Source organism: Agromyces rhizosphaerae, assembly GCF_027925245.1.
In the GTDB taxonomy this organism is placed as follows: Bacteria; Actinomycetota; Actinomycetes; order Actinomycetales; family Microbacteriaceae; genus Agromyces; species Agromyces rhizosphaerae.
In genome coordinates this window covers 1,769,517-1,792,612 of sequence record NZ_BSDP01000001.1, presented here as the reverse complement: position 1 = coordinate 1,792,612, position 23,096 = coordinate 1,769,517, and the positions used below count along the sequence as shown (strand labels likewise).

General features: G+C 73.7%; 21 protein-coding genes. 16 read left to right on the top strand and 5 right to left on the bottom strand.

Annotation, left to right across the window (positions count from 1 at the left end):
* Position 1: 1 nt before the first annotated feature.
* The 5 genes from QMG39_RS08415 to QMG39_RS08395 all read left to right on the top strand — a co-directional run bounded on the left by QMG39_RS08415 (position 2) and on the right by QMG39_RS08395 (position 5,177).
* Entirely contained in the window at positions 2-844 is an 843-nt protein-coding gene (locus QMG39_RS08415; protein ID WP_281883983.1) for an exodeoxyribonuclease III, read from the top strand.
* Positions 845-854: 10 nt separating this feature from the next.
* Positions 855-2,597 (top strand): hypothetical protein, encoded by a 1,743-nt coding sequence (locus QMG39_RS08410; RefSeq protein WP_281883981.1) that lies wholly within the window; start codon positions 855-857, stop codon positions 2,595-2,597.
* A 72-nt stretch (positions 2,598-2,669) separates the two neighbouring features.
* Positions 2,670-3,968, top strand: coding sequence for a serine/threonine-protein kinase (locus QMG39_RS08405; RefSeq protein WP_281883979.1), 1,299 nt, complete (start codon positions 2,670-2,672; stop codon positions 3,966-3,968).
* A complete protein-coding gene (locus QMG39_RS08400; RefSeq protein WP_281883977.1) occupies positions 3,965-4,462 on the top strand; it encodes a hypothetical protein in 498 nt (165 codons plus the stop codon). Before QMG39_RS08405 ends, QMG39_RS08400 begins: the two co-directional genes overlap by 4 nt.
* 49 nt (positions 4,463-4,511) lie before the next feature.
* On the top strand, positions 4,512-5,177 hold the full coding sequence (locus QMG39_RS08395; protein ID WP_281883975.1) for a hypothetical protein: 666 nt from the start codon (positions 4,512-4,514) through the stop codon (positions 5,175-5,177).
* 17 nt (positions 5,178-5,194) lie between these two features.
* On the opposite strand, the gene QMG39_RS08390 is transcribed toward QMG39_RS08395, so the two are convergent.
* Positions 5,195-7,489: a glycoside hydrolase family 3 C-terminal domain-containing protein gene (locus QMG39_RS08390; protein ID WP_281883972.1), complete on the bottom strand. Its 2,295-nt coding sequence runs from the start codon at positions 7,487-7,489 to the stop codon at positions 5,195-5,197.
* 95 nt (positions 7,490-7,584) lie between these two features.
* Here QMG39_RS08390 and QMG39_RS08385 point away from each other — a divergent pair, with 95 nt between their 5' ends.
* Complete coding sequence (locus QMG39_RS08385) at positions 7,585-8,130, top strand: hypothetical protein (protein WP_281883970.1); 546 nt, start codon at positions 7,585-7,587, stop codon at positions 8,128-8,130.
* 21 nt (positions 8,131-8,151) lie between these two features.
* Here QMG39_RS08385 and QMG39_RS08380 read toward each other — a convergent pair whose 3' ends face one another.
* Positions 8,152-8,985, bottom strand: coding sequence for an SDR family NAD(P)-dependent oxidoreductase (locus tag QMG39_RS08380; protein WP_281883968.1), 834 nt, complete (start codon positions 8,983-8,985; stop codon positions 8,152-8,154).
* Between the two features lie 159 nt (positions 8,986-9,144).
* On the opposite strand from QMG39_RS08380, the gene QMG39_RS08375 reads away from it, so the two are divergent.
* The 4 genes from QMG39_RS08375 to acs all read left to right on the top strand — a co-directional run bounded on the left by QMG39_RS08375 (position 9,145) and on the right by acs (position 14,446).
* Positions 9,145-10,014, top strand: coding sequence for an ABC transporter ATP-binding protein (locus QMG39_RS08375; protein WP_281883966.1), 870 nt, complete (start codon positions 9,145-9,147; stop codon positions 10,012-10,014).
* Positions 10,015-10,121: 107 nt separating this feature from the next.
* Positions 10,122-11,144 (top strand): aliphatic sulfonate ABC transporter substrate-binding protein, encoded by a 1,023-nt coding sequence (locus QMG39_RS08370; RefSeq protein ID WP_281883964.1) that lies wholly within the window; start codon positions 10,122-10,124, stop codon positions 11,142-11,144.
* A gap of 135 nt (positions 11,145-11,279) precedes the next feature.
* On the top strand, positions 11,280-12,125 hold the full coding sequence (locus QMG39_RS08365) for an ABC transporter permease (RefSeq protein ID WP_281883961.1): 846 nt from the start codon (positions 11,280-11,282) through the stop codon (positions 12,123-12,125).
* Between the two features lie 311 nt (positions 12,126-12,436).
* A complete protein-coding gene (gene acs, locus QMG39_RS08360; protein WP_281883958.1) occupies positions 12,437-14,446 on the top strand; it encodes an acetate--CoA ligase in 2,010 nt (669 codons plus the stop codon).
* Between the two features lie 33 nt (positions 14,447-14,479).
* On the opposite strand, the gene QMG39_RS08355 is transcribed toward acs, so the two are convergent.
* Both QMG39_RS08355 and QMG39_RS08350 read right to left on the bottom strand, forming a co-directional pair.
* Positions 14,480-15,778: an RNA polymerase sigma factor gene (locus tag QMG39_RS08355; protein ID WP_281883956.1), complete on the bottom strand. Its 1,299-nt coding sequence runs from the start codon at positions 15,776-15,778 to the stop codon at positions 14,480-14,482.
* 8 nt (positions 15,779-15,786) lie between these two features.
* Positions 15,787-16,134 carry a YciI family protein gene (locus QMG39_RS08350; RefSeq protein WP_281883954.1) on the bottom strand — a complete coding sequence of 116 codons (348 nt, stop codon included), beginning with the start codon at positions 16,132-16,134 and terminating at the stop codon, positions 15,787-15,789.
* A gap of 207 nt (positions 16,135-16,341) precedes the next feature.
* Between QMG39_RS08350 and QMG39_RS08345 the strand changes: the two genes are divergently transcribed.
* A complete protein-coding gene (locus QMG39_RS08345; protein WP_281883952.1) occupies positions 16,342-17,028 on the top strand; it encodes a DUF998 domain-containing protein in 687 nt (228 codons plus the stop codon).
* On the opposite strand, the gene QMG39_RS08340 is transcribed toward QMG39_RS08345, so the two are convergent.
* Positions 17,025-17,495: a hypothetical protein gene (locus tag QMG39_RS08340; protein WP_281883950.1), complete on the bottom strand. Its 471-nt coding sequence runs from the start codon at positions 17,493-17,495 to the stop codon at positions 17,025-17,027. The two genes, QMG39_RS08345 and QMG39_RS08340, sit on opposite strands and share 4 nt — an antisense overlap.
* Positions 17,496-17,835: 340 nt before the next feature.
* Between QMG39_RS08340 and QMG39_RS08335 the strand changes: the two genes are divergently transcribed.
* The 5 genes from QMG39_RS08335 to QMG39_RS08315 all read left to right on the top strand — a co-directional run bounded on the left by QMG39_RS08335 (position 17,836) and on the right by QMG39_RS08315 (position 23,084).
* On the top strand, positions 17,836-19,263 hold the full coding sequence (locus QMG39_RS08335) for a DUF6421 family protein (RefSeq protein ID WP_373878350.1): 1,428 nt from the start codon (positions 17,836-17,838) through the stop codon (positions 19,261-19,263).
* A 75-nt stretch (positions 19,264-19,338) separates the two neighbouring features.
* Positions 19,339-19,986 (top strand): SDR family NAD(P)-dependent oxidoreductase, encoded by a 648-nt coding sequence (locus tag QMG39_RS08330; protein ID WP_281883948.1) that lies wholly within the window; start codon positions 19,339-19,341, stop codon positions 19,984-19,986.
* A 158-nt stretch (positions 19,987-20,144) separates the two neighbouring features.
* The gene (locus QMG39_RS08325; protein WP_281883947.1) at positions 20,145-20,990 is read left to right on the top strand and encodes a PIG-L family deacetylase; all 846 of its coding nucleotides are present in this window, start codon (positions 20,145-20,147) and stop codon (positions 20,988-20,990) included.
* 49 nt (positions 20,991-21,039) lie between these two features.
* Positions 21,040-21,924: an ABC transporter ATP-binding protein gene (locus QMG39_RS08320; protein WP_281883945.1), complete on the top strand. Its 885-nt coding sequence runs from the start codon at positions 21,040-21,042 to the stop codon at positions 21,922-21,924.
* A complete protein-coding gene (locus QMG39_RS08315) occupies positions 21,921-23,084 on the top strand; it encodes an ABC transporter permease (RefSeq protein WP_281883943.1) in 1,164 nt (387 codons plus the stop codon). Before QMG39_RS08320 ends, QMG39_RS08315 begins: the two co-directional genes overlap by 4 nt.
* Positions 23,085-23,096: the final 12 nt, after the last annotated feature.

Sequence of the window (23,096 nt, the reverse complement as noted above, 5' to 3'; positions counted from 1 at the left end):
CATGCGCATCGCCACCTGGAACGTCAATTCGATCCGCGCCCGATCGGGTCGCGTCGTCGACTGGCTGATCCGGGAGGACGTGGACGTGCTCGCGATGCAGGAGATCAAGTGCAAGCCCGAACAGTTCCCGATCGAGGCGTTCGAGGCGGCCGGGTACGAGCTCGCGATCCACGGGCTGAACCAGTGGAACGGCGTGGCGATCGCCAGCCGCATCGGGCTCGACGACATCGAGACCGAGTTCCCGGGCATGCCGGGCTTCCAGAAGGGGCACGAGGGGCCCGATCTGCCGCGCGAGGCCCGAGCGATCGCGGCGACCGTCGACGGCGTGCGCGCCTGGAGCCTGTACGTGCCGAACGGCCGCGGCCTGGCCGACCCGCACTACGTCTACAAGCTCGACTGGCTGGCGGCGCTCACCGAGCACACCCGCGCAGAGACGGCCGCGCACCCCGAGCAGCCGTTCTCCCTCATGGGCGACTTCAACATCGCGCCGTTCGACGAGGACAACGGCGACCCCGCGGTGATCGAGGGCGCGACCACCCACGTCTCGCCGGCCGAGCGCACGGCCTTCGCCGAACTGACCGCCGCCGGGGTCACCGACGTGGTGCGCCCGCTCGTGCCCGAGGGCTACACCTACTGGGACTACAAGCAGCTGAAGTTCCCGCGCAACGAGGGCCTGCGCATCGACTTCGTGCTGGGCTCGCAGGCGTTCGCCGACGTGGTCACGAGCGCCTCGATCCACCGCAACGAGCGCAAGGGCGATGCGCCGAGCGACCACGTGCCGGTGCTCGTCGAGCTCGACCTCGACTCCGGGGGCGACGACGACGTCCCCATGATCTTCGGATAGGCGGGGCGCCGTGTCGGGGGGCAGGGCGGTGCGGGTCGCGGGGGCGGCGGCCTGCCTTGCGGCGGCGGTCGCGCTCGCCGGGTGCACCTGGCCCGAGGGCGAGCAGGCGGATGCCCCACCGCCGGCGCTTCCCGCCGTCGAGACGGTGACCGGAAGCGACGCCGTCACGATCGTCGACCAGGCCGACCCGGTCGCCGCCGCGGCGGCCGCCAGCGCGGCGTTCTTCGCCTCCTCGCCGGTCGCGGTGCTCGCGGGCGAGGAGCCCGACGACCGGCTCGCGGCCGCGTCGATCGCGGTGGCGCTGGGCGTGCCGATGCTGCTGACCGAGTCGGCAGACCCGGCCGCCGACGGCGCGGCGAGCGATGCTCCGACCCCCTCGCCGACCGGCACCGCGGTCGCACCGGCACCCGCGACCGCCGACGAGCTCGCCCGGCTGGGCGCGACCCACGTGGTGACGGTCGGTGCGGCCCCGCCGCCCGGCGTCGACACGGTCATCGATGTCGACCAGGGCGACGACGCGGGCACGGCCGCGGCACTCGGCATCGCGCTCGAGACGGTCGCCGCCGAGACGGAACCGCTCGAGGCCGTCGCGGAGCTCGAACCGGGCGACGGCGTGCTGCTCGCCGACCCGGCCGCGTCCACGCCGCCCGCCTCCCCGGCGCCCGGTGCCGACGACGCACAGGCCACCCCCACCCTGCCCGAGGTCACCCGCGCGCCACCGCTCGACACGACCACGCTGGTCGCCGTCGACGAGCCGGCGCAGCTCGCCGCCGTCGCGAACGCGCGCGCGGCAGGGGCATCCGTCGTCTTCCTCCCCGCCGACGATCCCGACCTCCTCGCCTCGCCGAGCGTGATCGAGCGGCTCGCCGCCTCTGGGGGGCCGGTCGTGCTCGCCGGCGCGGCCTTCGCCGCGCAGCAGTCGCTCGACTGGCAGGTGCGCTCGGCCCGCACCGGCGTGCAGCTCCCCGGTGGCGGGCAGCAGCTCTTCCCGGAGCACATGCTGGTGCTGGAATACGGGCTGCCGGGCGAGCCGATCCTCGGGATCCTCGGCGAGCAGGGCATCGACGAGTCGATCGCGCGCGCCGAGGACCTCGCGGCGGCCTACGAGCCGCTGACCGACCGCACGGTGCTTCCCGGCTTCGAGATCATCACCACCGTCGCATCCGGCTCACCCACCGACGACGGCGACTTCTCGAGCGAGCCCGACGCCCAGTCGCTGCGGCCGTGGGTCGAGGCGGCGGGTAACGCGGGACTCTACGTGGTGCTCGACCTGCAGCCCGGGCGCGACACGTTCCCCGCGCAGCTCGCGCAGTACGCCCCGCTGCTGGAGTACCCGTGGGTCGGCCTCGCGCTCGACCCCGAGTGGCGGCTCGAACCCGACCAGCGGCACCTCGTGAACATCGGCCAGGTCGAGGCGGCCGAGGTGAACGACGTCATCGACGAGCTCGCCCGTATCTGCGACGAGCACGACCTGCCGCCGAAGCTGCTCATCCTGCACCAGTTCCGGCTCGACATGATCCTGGACCGCGACGACGTCGACACGACCCGTCCCGAGGTGACGGTGCTGCTGCACGCCGACGGACAGGGCTCGCAGCCGGCGAAGCAGGCGACCTGGCGCACGCTGCACCAGGACGCGCCGGAGGGCGTCTTCTGGGGCTGGAAGAACTTCATCGACGAGGATGCACCCATGCTCACGCCCGAGCAGACGATGCAGGAGGTCGACCCGGTGCCCGATCTCGTCTCGTACCAGTAGCACTGGAGACACCGATCACGGGATCTGTCCACCCCCTGCCAATTCTCGGGTTCCGGCGGTAGCTTCGCGCTGATGACCTCCCCAGGATCCGTCGACGCCCCACCCGGCACCGGCGACACCCCCCTCCTCCACGGCCGATACCGCGTCGGGCCGCTCATCGGGCGCGGCGGCATGGCCGCCGTGCACCGTGCCGAGGACGTCGTGCTCGGCCGCACGGTCGCGGTGAAGCTCTTCGACGCGCAGGCATCCGGCATCGACGACGCCCAGCGTCGCGAGTCGGAGGTCGCCCTGCTCGCCAGCGTCACCCACGCGAACCTCGTCACGCTCTTCGACGCGGGCACCGACCCCTCGAACGGGCGCGAGTACATCGCCATGGAGCTGGTCGACGGCGTCGACCTCGCCACCGAGCTGGATGGCGGACCGCTCGCGGCACAGGACGCGGCCCGCCTGCTCTCCGACCTCGGCGAGGCGCTGCACGTCATCCACGGCAGGGGAATCGTGCACCGCGACATCAAGCCCGCGAACGTGCTGCTCGATCGCACCGCGCTGCCGCCGCGGCGCTGGCGCGCCAAGCTCGCCGACTTCGGCATCGCCCGCCTCCAGGACTCGTCCCGCGTCACGAGCACGGGCGCACTGGTCGGCACGGCCGCGTTCCTCAGTCCCGAGCAGGTGCGCGGTGACGTGCCCGGGCCGCCGAGCGACGTCTACGCGCTCGGGCTGGTGGTGCTCGAGACACTCACCGGGACGCGCGCGTACCCGGGCGAGGCGCTCGAGTCGGCCGCGGCCCGGCTGCAGCACGACCCGGTCGTGCCCGACGAGCTGGGGGACGAGTGGGTGACGCTGCTCCGAACCATGACGGCCCGCGAGCCCGGCCACCGGCCGACGGCCGCCGAGGTCGCCACGGCCGGTACGACGCTCGCCGCCGCGGTCCCGGCCCCGGAATTCGTGGCCCCGGCGGCGACGGCGGGTCAGGCGGAGCCCGACGCCACCGCGGCGGTCGCGCAGGCGTCCGCGCTCTCGACCGCGGCGATGGCCACGACAGCGGATGCGACGGCCGACCCCACGACGGCCGATGCGTCGACGGTTCCGGCCGGCGACGGCGCCACGGCCACCCGCATCCTCAGCCAACCCGATCCGGAGCCGGTCCGGCCGACCCCGGAGGCACCGCGGCGCGCCCGACGACCCCGGCGCATGCGACCCCTCGCCTGGGTGGCGATCGTCGCCGCGGCACTCCTGCTGATCGGCGTGGTCGCGACCGTCGCCATCGCCGCGATGACGCCTGAGGAGACCCCGGCGGCGCCGGAGATGCCCGCGATCGAGGGCGACCTCGGCGTGCACCTCGAGCACCTGATGGAGGTGGTGACGCCATGACCCGCACCCGTGCGCGCGGCGTGCTCGCGCTCGTCGCGACCGCCGCCGTGGCGTGGTCCCTCGCCGGGTGCGCCGCAGGTCCCGACCTCGACACGGCCACCGGGGAGACCCTCCAGGCCGGGGTGGCGGAGGTCGCCCAGCGCAGCGACGAGGGCGACCTGGCCGGTGCCATGGCGGCGCTCGACCTGCTCGAGGAGGAACTCGCCGCCGCCTCGGACGACGGGCGCATCGACGACGACCGCGAGGCCGAGGTGCGCGAGGCCATCGCACTGGTGCGCACGGACCTCGAGTCGGCGCTCGCCGATGAGCAGGCGGCCGAGGAGGCTGCTGCGGCGGCGGCGGCAGAGGCGGCCGCGGAGGAGGCTGCAGAGACGAGCGCGGATACCGGCGGCGACCAGGCGTCGGACGACAACAGCGGACCCGGGAACAACAACGGGAACGGGAACGGGAACAGCGGACGCGGCAACAACAACGGCAACGGGAACGGCGACTGATGCGCCTGGCCGGGCTGCGACCGGGCCCCTCGCGGGTTAGCCTCGAACGGTGACATCCGAGACCGACGAGCCCGAGGGCGCATCGGATCCGGCCACGATGCCACTTCCCGTGCCGGAGGCCGACGCGCACGCCGCCGCGGACGCCCCCACCGCGCTGCTGCCCGGGTTCTGGACGGAGGGGATGGCCGACGCGCCGACCGGCGCCGCGACCGACGCACCCGCAGGCGCGGCCACCCGTCGCGAGGCCCGCACGAGCGAGCGACGCCGTCGGGCATTCGTCACCTGGGGCTCGGCCGCCGCCGCGGTCCTCCTGGTCGCGGTGGTCTCGATGCTGGCCGTTCCGGCGTTCGTCGGATCGGTCGGCACCTCCGAGGCCGAGGGGGCGCGGACCACCGAGGGCGGCACGGGCACCGGCGCCGCGCCGACCACGCCGCCGCCCGCGGAGGATGCGCCCGCGAGCGCCGACGACGGCGACGCCGATGCCGACCCGACCGCCGAGCCCGCCGAGGACGCGGCCGGAACCGGCGGCGACGCGGGATCGAGCACCGGCACCGGCGCGGACACCGGTGCGGGTGACACCGACGACGACTCCGGCTCGACCGAGCCCACACCCGAGCCCACCGAGGAGCCGGTGGAGGACGAGCCCGGCAACAGCGGCAACGGCAACGGCTGGGGACCGGGCGGAAACCCCGACAAGGGCAACGGCGGCGGCTGAGCCGCTACGCGGCCCGCTCAGCCCAGGTCGACCTCGACGACGCGCCGCAGGTCGCCCCGCGAGAACCCGACGTGCACCGGCACGACTCCCGACGGGGGCACCATCGCGTCGCCCGAGCGCATCGCCAGCGCGGCGGCATCGACCTCGATCTCGAGGGTTCGCTGCTCGCCGGCGTCCAGCCGGGCGACACCGAACCCGGCGAGCTTGAGCGTCTCGCCATGCGCGGGCCGCGCGTAGAGCTGCACCACGGCCTTGCCGCCGCGCTCCGGCCCGCACTCGAGGTCCACCTGCACCCGCCGGCCCGCGACCCGCGCCGCCGGGCAGTCGATCCGCGCGTACCCGAGTCCGTGCCCGAACCAGTAGGCGGGCGCGACCCCGGCGCGCTCGTACGAGCGGTAGCCCACGTCCACGCCCTCGGTCGGCTCGAGCCCGCCGTCCTCGTCGATCGCCGCGCGCGGCACCGGGAGCGCGCGGTCGGGGAACGTCACGGGAAGGCGGCCGCCCGGCTCCGCGCTCCCCGAGAGCACGCGCGCCAGCGCCGGCGCGAACCGCTCGCCCCCATGGCCGACGTGCAGGATCGCCGCCACGCTCCGGCGCCACGGCATGTCGATCGGCCCCGCGCCGTGCGTGACCACGACGACCGGCCGGCCGCTCCCGGCCGCTGCGGCGATCAGGTCGCCCTGCCCGACCGGCAGGCGGAGTCCGTCGGCGTCCATGCCCGCGCCGGTCACCCGCCCGGCGAGCACGACGACCGCGTCGGCGCCGGAGGCGGCGGCCGACACGGCGCGCAGCGCCGGCTCGAGGGCGACGACGCCGAGCGACAGGTGCGGCACCATGCCGATCTCGGCGAGCGCGAACGCGGGTCCGGTGCGGTACCGCACCACGAGGGTGCGTTCCCGATCGGATGCCGGCAGCCCGGCGCGCAGCGTGAACGCCGGCCCCTCGAGCAGCGGCGACGCCTCCCGCACGCCCGATGCGACGACCTCCCCGTCGAGCAGCACCTCGGCGACCCCGGCGAACTCGACCACCGCGACCGCGGCGCCCAGCTGGGGCGGCAGCACGGCCGTCAGCTCCGCGTTCCACGGCCGCCCCGCGTCATCGGGGTCGGCCGCGAGCCGGGCGACGTCGAGCTCGACCTCGCGCGTCCCCGAGGCATCCGTCACCACCGCCCAGAGCCCCACGCAGTCATCGGCGGTGAGCGCCGCGACCGGCACGTCCGGCAGCCCGCCGGCCCGTGCCGCCACCCGGAGCCCCTCGTCCGCGAGGCGCTCCTCGAGATCGGGCAGGCGCTCATCGACGAGCGCCACGCCCGCCGACCCCGCAACCGTGAGGCGGTGGCGCACCTGCTCGCCGCCGATCAGGGCGATCCGCGTGCCCGGCGCGAACGGCAGCACGCCCTCGTTGCGCAGGAGCGTCGCGCCGTCGACCGCGATCCGCTCGGCGAGCGCAAGCGCCGCGGGGGTGCCGAGCAGCGACGGGTCCACCGCACCGGCCGGCTCGAGCGCGACCTGCGCGGCCGCGGCGCGCACGTGGTCGCCGATGCCCGCGACGAGCGCGTCGGGGGCCGACGCCACCATCTCCTCGGTGCGCTCCGACAGCGGGGGCGGGCCGGCGAGGGCGAGCGCGGGCAGGTCGAGCCCGGCGGCGAGCGCGGCCCGGGCGTCGCGCACGGCGAACAGGAAGTCGGGCAGGGTCGCGCCGGTGAAGCCCCACTCGCGCCGCGGCAGCTGCAGGAGCTCCTCCGACTGCGCGCTGTACACGCCGTTCACCCGGATGTAGCAGGCGAGCAGCATCGCCACGCCGTGGTCCTGCACGGCGCGACGGAACGGCTCGAGGTGCACCTCGTGCAGCGTGCGCGCATCCACCCGCATGTCGCGTGCGTCGGTGCGCTGCTCGTACGGCCCGTCGCCCGTGCGGAGCGACTCGCGGTCGTAGGCGACGTAGTGCTTGGCGACGGTCAGCGCACGGTGCGCGTGCACGCCCCGCGCGATGCGCCCGCCGAGCTCGCCGACGAGCAGCGGGTCCTCACCCAGGCACTCCCCGTTCCGCCCGCCGTACGGGTCGCGCACGACATCGAACGCCGGGCCCACGAGCACGTTGCACCCGGCGGCGCGCAGTTCGGTGCCGAGCAGGTCGCCGTAGCGCTCGGCGAGCGACGGGTCGAAGGATGCCGCGAGGGTGATCGTGCTCGGCAGCGCGGTGGCGCCAGCCGCGCCCCGGATGCCGCAGGGCCCGTCGGCGTACGCGAAGGGCGTCAGGCCCGCGCCCGCGAAGTCGTTGAGTGCGAGTCGGCGATCGGCTTCGATGCTCACGGGACCTCCCGGGGTTCCGGTCAGCGTAGCGAGCGGAGGTCCGGGTCCGCACGCCCCGGGAGCGCGTGGCACGACGCCGGGCCTACACTCGTGCCATGGCGGACTTCGCCCGATTCCTCCCCCTCAGCCAGCGCCCCCGCGTCGACGAGTCGTCGGTGACCTCCGATCGCCGCGCCCAGGTCGCGGAGGTGGTCGACCAGGTCGCGGCCGTGGCAGCACGCACGGATGCCCCCGGCACGCGCATCGCACGATTCATCGACGAGGCCGGCCTGCGCCCGTCGGACCCCGCGCCGGCGCCGACCCCCGCTGGGCTGCACGCGTTCGCCGCGGAGCTCCGCGACGGCGGACGGCAGCCGATCCGCTCGCTCGCGCGAACCGTGCGCGCCGCCCTCGCTTTCGGCCGGGAGTCCGACACCACGGTCGAACTCTCCGAACTGGTCTCGGGCTCGGTCGCCCTCTACGCCGCGACCTCGGCGCCCCACGACCGGCGTGCCGTCATCGCCCACCACACCCTCCGGGCGAGCGACGCCGAGTGGGCCTTCGGCCACGGGCCGGTGCTGACCGCGCCGGCGGTCGCGATCCTCGAGTTCCTGCTCGGCCTCTCCGACGACCCGCCGAAGCCGGCGCCCGCGGCGAGCTGACGCCCGGCGCGGGTCGGGCCGTCAGCGCCCCGTGAACCGCTCCATCGATCGGTAGACGCCGAACCAGCCGCCCACGATCCGGTCGAACGCGCGCACCGGCAGCACCGCGCGCAGCACGCGCGACAGGCCCACGCTCCACGGCAGCTGCACGAGCGGCCGGCCCGCCAGCATCCCGCGCCAGACCCGGTCGACCACGAGGTCGGGCGGCAGGATCGGAGCGAGCACCGGTCCGCGAGCCCCCGCGAACATGCCCGTCGAGACGTAGCTCGGCGTGACGGTCGTCACGCGCACGTGCTCGTGACCCGCCTGCTCGAGCTCGACGCGCAGCGAGTCGCTCCAGCCGATGACCGCGGCCTTCGACGCCGCGTAGGCCGCCATCCGCGGGTTGGCGAGGGTGCCCGCCGCCGACGCGATGTTGACGATGCGCGCCGGGCGCGACGACGCGATCATGCCCGGCAGGAACTCGCGCGCGATGTACATGGGCGCGAGGGCGTTCACGCGCATGGTCGCGCGCGTGTCGTCGCCCGAGTCGGTCTCCCAGAAGTACCGGTTGCCGCGCACGATGCCGGCGTTGTTCACGAGCACGTCGGGTGTGCCCGACGCCCGACGCACCTGGTGCGCGGCCTTCGCGATCGCGCCGAGGTCGGCGACGTCGACCACGTACGACCGCACCCGGGTGCGCCCGCGCGCGACCTGCCCGAGCTCCTCCGCGGTCCTCGCGAGCGCGCGGGCGTCGCGGTCCCACAGGGTGACGGACGCGGCGCGCTCGGCGATCGCCCGCGCCGCGTACATCCGCCCCATGCCGCCCGCGGCTCCGGTGATGAGGACGTGGGATCCGCGTGCGCTTCGAGGCATCCACCCATTCTGCCGTCGCCGGGCGGGGCACGGCGCACGCCGACTGTGACGCCGTGTGTCGCGCCTCTGTTACCTCGTGTTCCGGGTCGGCCTGACACGAGCCCGGCTCACCCCTACGGTCGAAGACGTCCCCGACAACACGACCCCACGGAGCACGTCATGACCACCTCGACCGTCGCACCGATCGCCGGTCTCGGCGAGGTGCCCAACCACGCGTACGGCGTGCGCTTCGACGACCTCGGCCGGGCCTTCCCGGTCGCGGGCGGCGAGTCGCGCCAGGTGCTCCGCGATGTCGAGCTGGAGGTCGAGCCGGGCGAGATCCTGGCGATCCTGGGGCCGAGCGGATGCGGCAAGTCGACGCTGCTCCGCATCGCCGGCGGGCTCGACGCGCCGACGTCCGGCTCCGTCACCATCGACGGCGCGCCCGTCGCCCGGTACGACGCGCGCTGCGCCGTCGGGTTCCAGGAGCCCCGGCTCCTGCCCTGGCGGAGCGTCGCGGCGAACATCGCGCTCGGCCTGCCGCGCGGCACCGCGAAGGCCGACGGGCGCGAGGTCGTCGGGCGACTGATCGAGCTGGTCGGCCTGGCCGACTTCGCCGACCACCGCCCACGCGAGATCTCGGGGGGCATGGCGCAGCGCACGTCGCTCGCCCGGGCGCTCGCGCGGAACCCCGGCGTGCTGCTGCTCGACGAGCCGTTCGGCGCGCTCGACGCGCTCACGCGCCTGAAGATGCAGGACCTCCTGCTCGACGTGCACGCGGCGGCGCCCACCACGGTGCTGCTCGTCACGCACGACGTCGACGAGGCGCTCCAGCTGGCCGACCGGATCATCCTGCTCGGCAACGACGGCGGCCCCCAGGGCGCCGACATCCGCCAGACGGTGGTCGTGCCCGGCCACCGTCCGCGCGACCGCGGCTCGGCCGAGCTCGCCGAGCTCCGCGGTCGTCTCCTCGACGGCCTCGGCATCGACCGCCACGGGGCCACCCGAGGGGTCGAGGCCACCACCACCATCCCGCACTACCCGTACTGACCCGAATCACACACCACCACCGGTCGGCGCCGACCCGGCGGGCGATGCCCGCTGCCCACCGACGCCTGCCTCACCGCACCACAGCACCCAGAGAAGGAAACACGAACATGGCACGCACCAGACTCCTCACCCTCGCGGCCGCCGCCGCGGCATCCGCCCTGCTCCTCACCGGCTGCGTCGCGGGCGAGAACAGCGGCTCCTCGAGCGAGGGCACCGGCGACGGCTTCGAGGGCCAGAGCCTCAACATCGACTTCGCGACCTACAACCCGCTGAGCCTCATCATCAAGGACCAGGGCTGGCTCGAGGCCGAGGGCCTCGACGTCACCTGGATCCAGTCGGCCGGCTCGAACAAGGCGAACGAGGCGCTGCGCGCCGGCGCGATCGACGTCGGCTCGACGGCCGGCTCGGCCGCGCTGCTCGCCCGCGCGAACGGCTCGACCATCAAGCTCGTCGACATCTACTCGCAGCCCGAGTGGTCGGCGCTCGTGACCCTGCCCGAGAACGGCATCTCGAGCGTCGACGACCTCGTCGGCAGGAAGGTCGCCGCCACCAAGGGCACCGACCCGTACTTCTTCCTGCTGCAGGCGCTCGAGGCCGAGGGTGTCGCGATCGACGACATCACGGTCGAGAACGTGCAGCACGCCGACGGCTGGGCGGCACTGCAGAACGGCTCGGTCGACGCATGGGCGGGCCTCGACCCGATCATGGCCGGTGCCGAGGTCGACGGCGCGGAGCTGTTCTTCCGCGAGGTCGGCTTCAACTCGTACGGCGCCCTCAACGCGACCGAGGACTTCATCGAGAACCGGCCCGAGCTGCTGCAGCTCGTGATCGACGCGTACGAGTCGGCCCGCGTCTGGGCGCAGGAGAACCCGGAGGAGACCGCCGAGATCCTCGCCGAGGTCGCGAGCCTCGACGTCTCGATCGCGCAGAAGGTCATCGACGAGCGCTCGAACCTCGACGTCTCTGGCATCCCCGGCCAGACGCAGCTCGACCTGTTCGCGAAGATCGGCCCGGTGTTCGTCGAGCTCGGCGACGTCGCGACGCAGGAGCAGGTCGACGAGGCGCTCGCCACGCTGATCGACGCGTCCTTCGCCGAGGCCGCCGACTCGAGCCGCTTCGGCGCCGAGTAGTCCCAGGAGCGCCGAGCGATGACGACCACGACGACGACCGACCGGGCACGACCGGACGACCGCGACGGGGAGCGTCATCGCTCGGCGCATCCGCCTGTCACCACCGAACCCAACACGACCACGAGGAGCGCCGGCATGACCCAGCAGACGACGGATGCCCCGAGCCGGCCCGCGCCCACGGCGACCTCGCGCCCGGCGGCCCCCGCCACCCCGCGCCGCCGGTTCGTCGACCGCAAGTGGTTCGTGATCGTCGGCGGGGCGCTCATCCCCGTCGCGGTGCTGCTCACCTGGCACCTCGTGTCGGAGAACGGCATCGTCCCGACCTCCCAGCTGCCGAGCCCGACCATGGTCTGGCTCGCCCTGATCGACCTCATCGAGCGCGGCCTGTTCTGGCAGTACGTCGCGATCTCGACCCAGCGCGTGCTCATCGGATTCGCGATCGGCGCGACGCTCGGCCTGCTGTTCGGCGCGATCGTCGGGCTCTCGAAGCTCGGCGACATCCTGCTGACCCCGACCCTCGGCGCGCTGCGCGCCGTGCCCAGCCTCGCGTGGCTGCCGCTGCTGATCCTCTGGCTGAAGCTCGGCGAGGAGTCGAAGATCACGCTGATCATCATCGGCTCGTTCTTCCCCGTCTACACCGTCGTCGCGAGCGCGCTGCGCCACGTCGACCGCCAGCTCATCGAGGCCGCCCGCGCCTTCGGCCTGCACGGCACGCGCCTGTTCGGCACCGTGCAGCTGCCCGCCGTGATCCCCGAGACCATCGCGGGCCTGCGCCTCGCGCTCGCCCAGGCGTGGCTGTTCCTCGTCGCCGCCGAGCTGCTCGGCGCGTCGATGGGCCTCGGCTTCCTGCTGACCGACTCGACCAACACGGGCCGCCTCGACCGCACGTTCCTCGCGATCATCCTGCTCGCGGTGATCGGCAAGCTCTCCGACTCGCTGATCGGCGTGTTCGAGCGCTGGGCCGTGCGGCGCTGGACGTGACGCGGGTGCACATACCGAGCGCGCTGAGGCGGGCCCGGTTGCGACGCACCGAGCGAATGCCTCTGAGACATCCGCCGTGCGAACCGTAGGAGCTGTTCAGCGACACGCCGCCTCGGCCGCCCACCCTGACCCGAATCTCCTACGATCCGCACACCCCGACCCACACCGCACGCGCGAAACGTAGGAGTTTCGCGGCGACACGCCGCGTCGCCCGCCCGAGCCGGCCCGAATCTCCTACGAACCGCACGACCCGGCCACGCCACCCGCACCCCGCACCCGCACCCGCACCCCGCACTGACAGGACCGACCGCATGACCCTCGACGCCCTGCTCCACGAGGAGCGTCGCTTCGCACCGCCCGCGCCGTTCGCCGAGGCCGCCAACGTCAGCGCGGCCCACGCCGACGCGCTGCACGCCGCGGCCGCGGCCGACCCGGTCGCGTACTGGGCCGAGCAGGCCGCCCGCCTCGAGTGGGCGGAGCCCTGGCACACGACGCACACGTGGCATCCGGCCGCTCCCACCGCCGACGGCGCACTGAGCGTGCCGCGCGCGGAGTGGTTCGCCGGCGGGCGACTGAACGTCGCCGTCAACTGCGTCGACCGCCACGTGGCCGCGGGTCGGGGCGAGCGGGTCGCCTTCCACTTCGAGGGCGAGCGCGGCGACCGCCGCACCCTGACCTACGCCGACCTCGAGCGCGAGGTGAAGCGCGCCGCGAACGCGCTGACGGCGCTGGGCGTCGAGCGCGGCGACCGGGTCGTGCTGTACCTGCCGGTGATCCCCGAGACCGTGATCATCACGCTCGCGATCGCGCGCATCGGCGCGGTGCACTCGCTCGTGTTCGGCGGGTTCTCGGCCGAGGCGCTGCGTTTCCGGGTCGAGGACACGGGCGCGAAGCTCGTCGTCACGACCGACGGGCAGTTCCGCCGCGGGGCCGCCGTGCCCGTGAAGCACGCGGCCGACGAGGCCGTCGCCGGCGTGGCATCCGTCGAGCACCTGCTGGTCGTGCGCCGCACGGGCGACGAGACTCCGGATGTGCCGTGGACGCCCGGCCGCGACGTCTGGTGGCACGACGTCGTCGACACCGCGTCGCCCGAGCACGAGGCCGAGGCGTTCGACGCCGAGACCCCGCTGTTCGTGATCTACACGTCGGGCACGACCGGCAAGCCGAAGGGGCTCGTGCACACCTCGGGCGGCTACCTCACCCACGCGTCGGCGACGCACTGGGCGGTGTTCGACGCGAAGCCCGACGACGTCTACTGGTGCACCGCCGACCTCGCGTGGGTCACCGCCCACTCGTACGTGCTCTACGGCCCGCTGTCGAACGGCATCACGAGCGTCATCTACGAGGGCACGCCGAACACGCCGCATCCGGCCCGCCACTTCGAGATCATCGAGCGCTACGGCGTCACGACGTACTACACGGCGCCGACGCTGGTGCGCTCGCTCATGACCTGGTTCCCCGACGGGGTGCCGGCGGAGCACGACCTCTCGAGCATCCGCCTGCTCGGCTCGGTCGGCGAGGCGATCAACCCGGAGGCGTGGGTGTGGTTCCGCGAGCAGCTCGGCGCGGGCACGGCCCCGATCGTCGACACCTGGTGGCAGTCGGAGACCGGCGCGGCCGTGATGGCGCCGCTGCCCGGCGTCTCGACGCTGAAGCCCGGTTCGTCGCTGCGCGCCCTGCCGGGCCTCACCACCCGCGTGGTCGACGACCGCGGCGACGACGTGCCCCGCGGCTCGGGCGGCTACCTCGTGATCGACGGCACGTGGCCGGGCATGGCCCGCACGGTGTGGGGCGACCCCGAGCGGTACCGCGACTCGTACTGGGCGCGCTTCGCCGACCGCGGCTACTTCTTCTCGGGCGACGGTGCGAAGGTCGACGCCGACGGCGACATCTGGTTGCTCGGCCGGGTTGACGACGTGATCAACGTCTCGGGGCACCGGCTCTCGACCATCGAGATCGAGTCGGCGCTCGTCGCGCACCCGTCGGTCGGCGAGGCCGGCGTGGTCGGGGTGTCGGATGCCACCACCGGCGAGGCGGTCGCGGCCTTCGTGGTCGCCTCTGACGGGCTGGTCGGGGGTGCGGATGCCTCGCCCGAGGCATCCGCTCGCATCACCGCGCTGCGGGCCCACGTGGCCGCCGCGATCGGGCCGATCGCCAAGCCGCGCGACGTCGTGCTCGTGCCCGACCTGCCGAAGACCCGCTCGGGCAAGATCATGCGACGCCTGCTGGTCGACCTCGCCGAGGGTCGCCCGCTCGGCGACACCACGTCCCTGCAGGACGAGGCCGCGCCCGCGCGCATCGCGGAGCTGCTCCGCGCCTGACGGGCTCCGTCCCGAACAGCACCCGCAGACCGATCACGGCTCGACGGCACGGGCGGCGCGGGCGCGCAGCAGCTCCGCCTCCCGGGCGTTCGTCGCGAGGTCCGCCGCGCGCAGGTAGGCGAGCGCAGCGTCCGCCGTGCGCCCGGAGCGCTCCAGCAGGTCTCCCTGCACGCTCGGGAGCAGGTGGTACGCGGCGAGTGCCGGATGCTCCGCCAATTGCTCGACCAGCGCGAGCCCGGCGTCCGGACCGTACGCGCGTCCCACGGCGACGGCGCGGTTGAGTTCCACGACCGGGGACCCGGTGCAGCGTGCGAGCTCCGCGTACAGTTCGGCGATGCGCGGCCAGTCGGTCGACGACGGCGTCGCCCGGGAGTGACACGCTGCGATCGCCGCCTGCAGGTGGTACGGACCCCGTACCCCGCCCTCGATCGCGACCAGGCGGTCGGACCGGGCCAGCGCATCGAGGCCGTGCCGGATCCGCCCGCCGTCCCAGCGCGAGCGGTCCTGGTCATCCAGCAGCACGGGACGCCCCGCGTCGTCCAGACGTGCCGCGAGGCGCGACGATTGGAGCTCGAGCAGCGCCGAAAGACCATGTACCTCGGGGTCGTCGGGAGCGAGCGCGGTGAGGATCCGCGCGAGCCGGGTCGCCTCGTCGCAGAGGGCCGCCCGCATCCAGTCGGTTCCCTCGGTCGCGGTGTAGCCCTCGTTGAACATCAGGTAGACGATGCCGAGCACGGTGGCGAGCCGCGCCGTTCGCTCGTCGGCCGGGACCTCCTCGAGTGCCGCTCCGGATCGCGCGAGAGTGCGCTTGGCCCTGCTGATCCGCTGCGCGACGGTCGGCTCGCTCGTGAGGTACGCGCGCGCGATCTCCCGGGCCGACAGGCCCGCGACGAGCCGGAGCGTGAGCGTCGCCTGGGCCTCCGGCGTGAGCGACGGATGGCAGCAGATGAACATGAGCCGCAGCATGTCGTCCTCGACGTGGTCGACGCCGGCCGCGGGATCCACCGCGGTCTCCTCCGCGAGCTCATGGGCGAGCTGCTGCAGCGCCCGGTCCCGGCGGGCGTGCCGACGATACGTGTCGACGGCCCGCCGCTTCGCCGTGGTCGTGAGCCACGCTGCGGGATTCGCGGGGATCCCGCTCTCGGGCCACTGGGCGAGCGCAGCGACGATCGCGTCCTGCGCGAGGTCCTCGGCGAACCCGACGTCGTGCACCATGCGCACGAGGGCGGCCACGACCTTGGCGGACTCGATTCGCCAGACGCCCTCGATCGCGCGCCGGGTCGCGGCGGCGTCGCCCACGCCGTCCGGCCCTGCCGCCGTCGCCTCCGACACGGTCGCGGCTACTCCTGGAGCGCCCGCAACTCGACGGCGCCCTCCCACCCGGGCACGGTGTCGAGGTGGATCTGCATGAGGCGGCGCCCGAGCTCGACTGCCTCGACGCGCGACCGCACGTCGAAGATCGCGTAGCCGCCGACGAGCTCCTTGGCCTCGGTGAACGGACCGTCGACCGCGGTGATCCGCCCGCCGGCGAGCGAGACGAGGGCACCCGCCGCGCTCGGCTGCAGGCCCCCGAGCTCGACCAGCGTGCCGTTCAGGCGCCCCTCTCGCGCGAACTCCGCCATGCGCTCGTAGGTCGCTGGCGTGACCTCCGCACCCTCGTCGTGGCGCAGCATCCCGATGAACCTCACGGTCTCGTCCCCTTCCCGCCGGGCGATCCGCCCGCTCACCAGTACGTCGCCCGCGCGACACGGTTCTCGACACACGCGTGCGGAGTTGAGCCCCCCTGCGGATTCTTCCGCGCGATGTCGAGAACCGCCAGTGCCGGGCGACGAAGACGTGACGGGACCGTTCCGGGTTCCGCTCCCGGACACCGGGATGTCAGGAAGGACCTCACCATGGAACCCCGAACCGATTCAGCGACCGATGCCGTCGCGGCTCGCCTGGCGACCCGACGCACCCGATCGCTCCTGCGCTGCGGCGCGCTCGCCGGCCCGATCTTCATCGCGGTCGTCGTGATCCAGATGGCGACTCGGGAGGGATTCGACCTCGCGAGGCATCCGATCAGCCTGCTCGCCGCCGGCCACGGCGGCTGGGTGCAGGCGGCGAACTTCGTGCTCGCCGGCGTGCTGGCCTTCACGAGCGCGTTCGGCATCGCGCGCGCGATCCCGACCGGGCCGGGACGACGCTGGGCGCCGCTCCTGGTCGGCGTCTTCGGCGTGGGGCTCGTGATCGGCGGGGTGTTCCCGGCCGGCGCCGCGCTGGGCTTCCCGCCCGGGACGCCTGACGGCATACCGTCGGAGGTCGAGTTCCCGGCCGTGCTGCACGCTGTCGCGCCGCCGATCGCGTTCACCGCCATCGTCATCGCCGCGCTGGTGGTGGGACGCCGCCTCGCGACGGAGGACCGCAGGGTCGCGGCGGGCCTGACGATCGCGGTCGCCGTGATCGGCTACGCGCTGTCACTGCCGTTCGGCCCCGCCGCGAGCATCCGCCTGTTCATCGGCATCGCACTCGTGTTCGGCTGGCTGACCTGGTGGACGAGTTCGCTCGCCAGGTCGGCAGGGGCGGCCGATCTCTCGCGCTAGCGAGCGGGCACGAACTCCTCGGCGGCATCCACCTCGGCCGCGCCGACGGCGGTTGCCGCCGCGTGCTGCCCGTCCGCGGGCGCGGCGGCTTCGTTCGCGCCCGAGGGCTCCTCGTCGTCGTCCCAGACGTAGTCGTCGGCCGGGTCGGCCTCGTCCTCGACGGGCGCGGGCTCCGCGACCGAGCGACGCAACCCGCCGAGGCCGACGAGCACCGCGAGCGCGGAGATCGCGACGACGGTGCCGATGATGCCGGCGCCGAGCACGGCCGCCCAGACGACGACCCACGACTGCCCGCCGTACACGTCGGCCGCGGTCGCGGCACCCGAGTCGAGCGCGGTCGTGAGGGTGCCCATCGTGCGCGCGGTCATCAGCGCGCCGTACGCCAGCGCGGCGATCGAGCCGGCCAGGCCGACCAGCGGCAGCGCGAGCTTGGCGGGGGACACGGGGCGTGCGGGGGTGGCGGACATGCGGGAACCTCGGCTCTCTCGGGGAATGTTGCGGCCACGGTAGGCAGCGATCCCATGCGCGAGCTATGCCTCGCACCGGCGTCCGCTGTGAGTGCGCACGCCCCCAGCCCGGAGCACGGGCGCCGACCGCCCGAACGCCGAACTGCGCAATGCTGCGCGGGCCCGCGATCCTCACCGCACCCGTCCGCGCACGCGCAGGATACGTGCGTCAGGTCGCAACCAATCGCCGCGATCTTGCGCCTAGCCTTGCTGCAAGCGGCGATTCCGCCGCCACGCACCATGGCCGACGACGGCCGCGAGATCGGAGGCACCCGTGTCGCAGACCCAGCTCGACCCCCGCATCGACACCGCCGACGCGCCCAGCCCGGCCGACGCCATCGCCCTCGCGCACGGCGTCGAGCACGACCCGGCCTGGCTCGACCTGAAGCAGGCGGCCACGGCCCTCCAGGCGCTCCAGGCGAAGGACGGCTCCGTCCCCGAGGAGGGCGACCACCCCGCGGCATCCGCCCTCATCGACCGCGTCGCAGCCGCCGTCGACGCCCTCGCCCCGCGCTTCCCGCACGACGCCGACTACCTCGCCCAGCTGCCGCGCGACCTGCGCCGCTGGCGCGACGAGGGGCTCGGCGTGCCCGACTTCCTCGAGGCGCTCGTCGCGTTCCAGCCGCAGCGTCACCGCATCGACGGGCTGCGCCACCTCGTCGTCTTCCCGATGCTCACCCAGAACGGCTCGGCCGATCGGCACCTCGAGGCGCTCGTCGTCGAGACGATCTGGCCCGAGTCGATCGCGCACCTCGAGGCATCCGACTACGGCAACGCCCTGTTCGTGAGCCTGCGCCTGGTCGACTTCACGCCCGGCTACGACACGAACTCGGCCGTGCTGTTCCCCGAGACGGTCGCGATGCGCGAGATCCCGCCGTTCACGTGGGGCGCGATCTTCCAGGACCGCGAGGCCGCCCGCTACCGCCGCGTCGTGCGCGCCGCCGCCGACATCACGAAGCTCGACCTGCCCGCCGACGCCGCGCGCATGCTCGACGACCAGCGCCTCACCGAGCGCGTGTTCGTGATGTGGGACCTCATCCACGACCGCACGCACATGCGCGGCGACCTGCCCTTCGACCCGTTCATGATCAAGCAGCGCATGCCGTTCTTCCTCTACTCGCTCGAGGAGCTGCGCTGCGACATGACCGCGTTCCGCGAGTCGGTGCGCATCCAGCGCCGGCTCGAGGCGAGGGCGGCGGATGCCGCTGCCGAGCCGCTCTCCGACGTCGAGGCGTACGTGCTCGACCTCGCCCGCCTCGTGCAGTACGCGGTGATCTTCGACCGCATCTTCCGCTTCGCGATCACCGGCACGCGCGTGCGCAACTACGACGGCCTCGGCGGGCAGTTGCTGTTCGCGTGGCTGCACCAGCGCGGCGTGCTGCACTGGACCGACACGAAGCTCGCGTTCGACTGGGAGGGCGTGCCCGACGCGGTCGTCGCGCTCGGCGACGCGATCGACGAGCTGTACTGGCGCTCGATCGACCGGCCGAAGACCGCGCACTGGCTCGCCGCCTACGAGCTCGTCTCGGGCGTGCTCGAGCCGAACCCGGCCTCGCAGTGGGCGCGCGGACTGCCCGACGAGGTGCTCGCGGGCGCGCCGCGCGGCTACACCGACCTGGTCATGGACGACGAGTTCCCGCTGTCGATGTTCTACGAGGCGCTCGAGAAGAAGATGCGCGACGTGATCGCCTCGACCGTGGGCATCACCGGCGCGACCCCCGACGCCTGATCAGGGGACTGGCACCGCCCGGCGACGATGCGGCAGTCTCGTAGGGGCGAGGCCGCCAGGCGAGGGGAGACGCACGTGAGCACGGACGGACGCACGGTACTGATCGCGGGCGCGACGAGTGCCTCGGGGCGCGCGGTCGCGAAGGCGCTGCTCGCCGACGGGGCGCGGGTCATCGCGGTCGGCTCGAACCGGGGCCGACTCGACGAGCTCGAGGCATCCGTGCCCGGGGTGATCACGGAGCTCGCCGACCTGACCGTCAAGTACGACGTGCTCGAGCTGTCGATGCGCGTGCACGCGCGCATCGGCGACGTCGACGGCGTCGTGCACCTGGTCGGCGGCTGGCGCGGCGGCGGGGGCATCCCGGGGCAGACCGACGACGACTTCCGCGCGCTCGAGGCGAGCTTCACGGCGCTGCGCTTCGTGAGCCGCACGCTCTGGGACGACCTCACCGCATCGGATGCCGGGCGCATCGCGATCGTCTCCTCCACCACGGTCGAACAGCCCACGGCCGGCAGCGCGAACTACAGCGCGGTCAAGGCCGCGAGCGAGTCGTGGATGCGCTCGCTCGCCGACGGGTTCGCGAAGGCCGGCGATACCGGCGCGGCGACGATCTTCCGCGTGCGCTCGCTCTCGGGGCTCGAGGACGCGCTCGCCGACGCGGTCGTCGGGTTGTGGGCAGCGGATGCGGGCGAGCTGAACGGTCGCGTCACGACCCTCGCCTGACCCGCGCCGACCTCCGGAGAAGCGCCCACCCCACGGGCGCATCCACAGGCGATTGCGGCGGGCGGATGCCGCCGGGTTACGATGCCCCGTCGCCCCGCGCGCCGACCCGAAACGGCCGCGACGGGCATCCGCACCCCCGAACCGAAGGCACCACCCCCATGCGCAAGCGCACCGTCGCGCTCATCACCGTCTCCGCCGTCGTCGCCGCCGCCCTGGGCGCCGCGTACTGGGCCGGACGCGACCTGTTCCACATGCCCACCGCGACCGGCGTCGACTCGGTGATCGGCGAGGTCGGCGGCGAGCGCGTGCTCGGCGTCTTCGCCCACCCCGACGACGAGCAGACCGTGAACGGCCTGTTCTGGCGGGCGAAGCAACACGACGGCGCCGAGACCGCGCTGATCACCGCGACCCGCGGCGAGGCCGGGCACCAGGTGCCGACGGTCGCCCGGCAGCAGGACCTCGGCATCGTGCGCGAGGCCGAGGCGCTGAAGAACAGCTTCAACCTGGGCGTCGACGAGCACGACGTGTGGCACTACCCCGACGGCGGCGTGCCCGAGGTCGACGAGGAGGAGCTGGTCGAGCGCATCGCCGACGCCATGCGCGACTTCCGCCCCGACGTCGTGGTGACGTTCTGGCCCGAGTCGGGCGCGACGGGCCACGCCGACCACATGGAGATCGGGCGGGCGACGGAGCTCGCGATCGGGCAGGTCGCGGCATCCGCCGGCCCCTACACCGGGCCGGACACCATCGTGTACACGATCAGCCCGACCAAGGCGCTCACGATGTTCGGCGGCGAGACCGGCGCGTTCGTCGCCGCGAACCAGCCCGACCCCGACTACGCGATGCCCGCCGAGGTGGGCAAGAAGTTCGAGGGCTGGCAGATCCACGCCTCGCAGCGCGACTTCATGCCGGCCTCGTACATCCTGCCGACCTGGGTGATCTACGCCCTCTGGGACCACGAGTTCTACACGGTGCGCGACCTCGCGGCCGACCCGCTCGGCTGACCGGGTCGCCGGTCCGGCGCACCGGGCGATCACGCGTAGCGTGGAGCCCATGCTCCGGCTCGACCACGTCTCCAAGTCGTACGGCGAGCGTCTCGCCCTCGACGACGTCTCCTTCACCGTCGCCCCCGGGCGCCTGACCGGATTCGTCGGCGGCAACGGCGCCGGCAAGACCACGGCCATGCGCATCGTGCTCGGCGTGCTCGCCGCCGACGGCGGCACGGTGACGCTGGACGGGCGCGGGCTGACCCGGACCGACCGCCAGCGGTTCGGGTACATGCCCGAGGAGCGCGGGCTCTACCCCAAGATGAAGGTGCTCGAGCAGCTCGTCTACTTCGCGCGGCTGCACGGCTGGGCGCCCGCCGCCGCGCGCCGCAACGCGCTCGAGCTGCTCGAACGCCTCTCACTCGGCGAGCGCAGGGACGACAAGCTCGAGACCCTGTCGCTCGGCAACCAGCAGCGCGCCCAGATCGCCGCCGCGCTCGTGCACAGGCCCGAGGTGCTCGTGCTCGACGAGCCGTTCTCGGGGCTCGACCCCATCGCGGTCGAGGCGGTGCAGCAGGTGCTGACGGATGCTGCGGCAGCCGGCGCGCCCGTGCTCTTCTCGTCGCACCAGCTCGACATCGTCGAGCGCCTCTGCGACGACCTCGTGATCATCGCGGGCGGCCGCATCGCCGCGGCGGGCGGGCGGGACGCGCTCCGCGAGTCGCACCGTTCGTCGCGCTACGAGCTGCTGCTCGACGCCGACGTGGGCTGGCTGCGCGAGGTGCCGGGCGTCGAGGTGGTCGACAGCGACGGCGGGTGGGCGCTGTTCGACGTCGATGCGGATGCCACGAGGCAGGCCGTGCTGCGCCGCGCCGTCGAGCACGGCGAGGTGGTCGGCTTCACCCGCGAGCAGACCACGCTCGCCCAGATCTTCCGCGAGGTCGTCCGATGAGCCGCGTCGCCGGGCAGTCCGAGGTCGCACACGACGCCCGACCGACCGCACCCGGGTTCGCCGCGAGCGCGTGGCTCGTCGCGGTACGCGAGATCCTGGTGCGCCTGCGCAGCGTCGCCTTCGTCGTGTCGACCGCCATCATCGTCCTCGCCGCGCTCGCGGCGGTGGTGATCGGCAGCGTCGCGAGCTCGAACGCCGAACCGCCGAGCGTGGCCGCCGTCGGCGAGGCCCGGGCTGCGCTCGCCGGCACCGACGTGCTGCAGGTCGTCGACGCCGACGACACCACCGAGGCCGAGCGTCTGCTGCGCGACGGGGAGGTCGACGCGATCGTCGTGCCCGACGCGCTCGTGCCCGAGATCGTGCCCGACGCCGAGCCCGGGGCATCACCCGTCGGCATCACCGTGATCGGGCTCGAGGGTCCGCCGGGTTCGGTCGTACAGGCCCTCTCGGTGCCGCCGAACGTGGCGGTGCTCGACCCGGGCGATCAGGATCCGGCGCTCGTCTACTTCGTCTCCCTCGGCTTCGGACTGGTGTTCTTCATGTCAGCGCTGACGTTCGGCCAGATCATCGCGCAGAGCGTGGTCGAGGAGAAGCAGACGCGGGTGGTCGAGGTGCTGCTCTCGGCGATCCCGGTGCGCACGCTGCTCACCGGCAAGGTGGTGGGCAACAGCGTGCTCGCGTTCACCCAGATCGTGGTCATCTCGGGGCTCGCGCTGCTCGGCCTGGCCGCCACCGGGCAACGCGTGCTGTTCGGCGAGCTCGGTCCGAGCGTGCTCTGGTTCATCGTCTTCTTCCTGTTCGGGTTCGTGATGCTCGCGTCCCTCTTCGCGGCCGCGGCGGCCATGGTCTCGCGCGCAGAGGACGTCGGCACCACGACCACCCCGGTGACGATGCTGGTGATGATCCCGTACTTCCTCGTGGTGTTCTTCAACAGCAACGAGACGGTGCTCGCGGTCATGAGCTACGTGCCGTTCTCCGCACCGGTCGGCATGCCCGTGCGCGTGTTCCTCGGCACCGCCGAGTGGTGGGAGCCGCTCCTCTCGCTCGCGATCCTCGTCGCGACCACGGCGCTCGCGATCCTCATCGGCAGCCGCATCTACGGCAACGCCCTGCTGCGCATGGGCGGGCGGGTGAAGCTGCGCGAGGCGCTCGGGCGCTGACGGCCGGCTGCC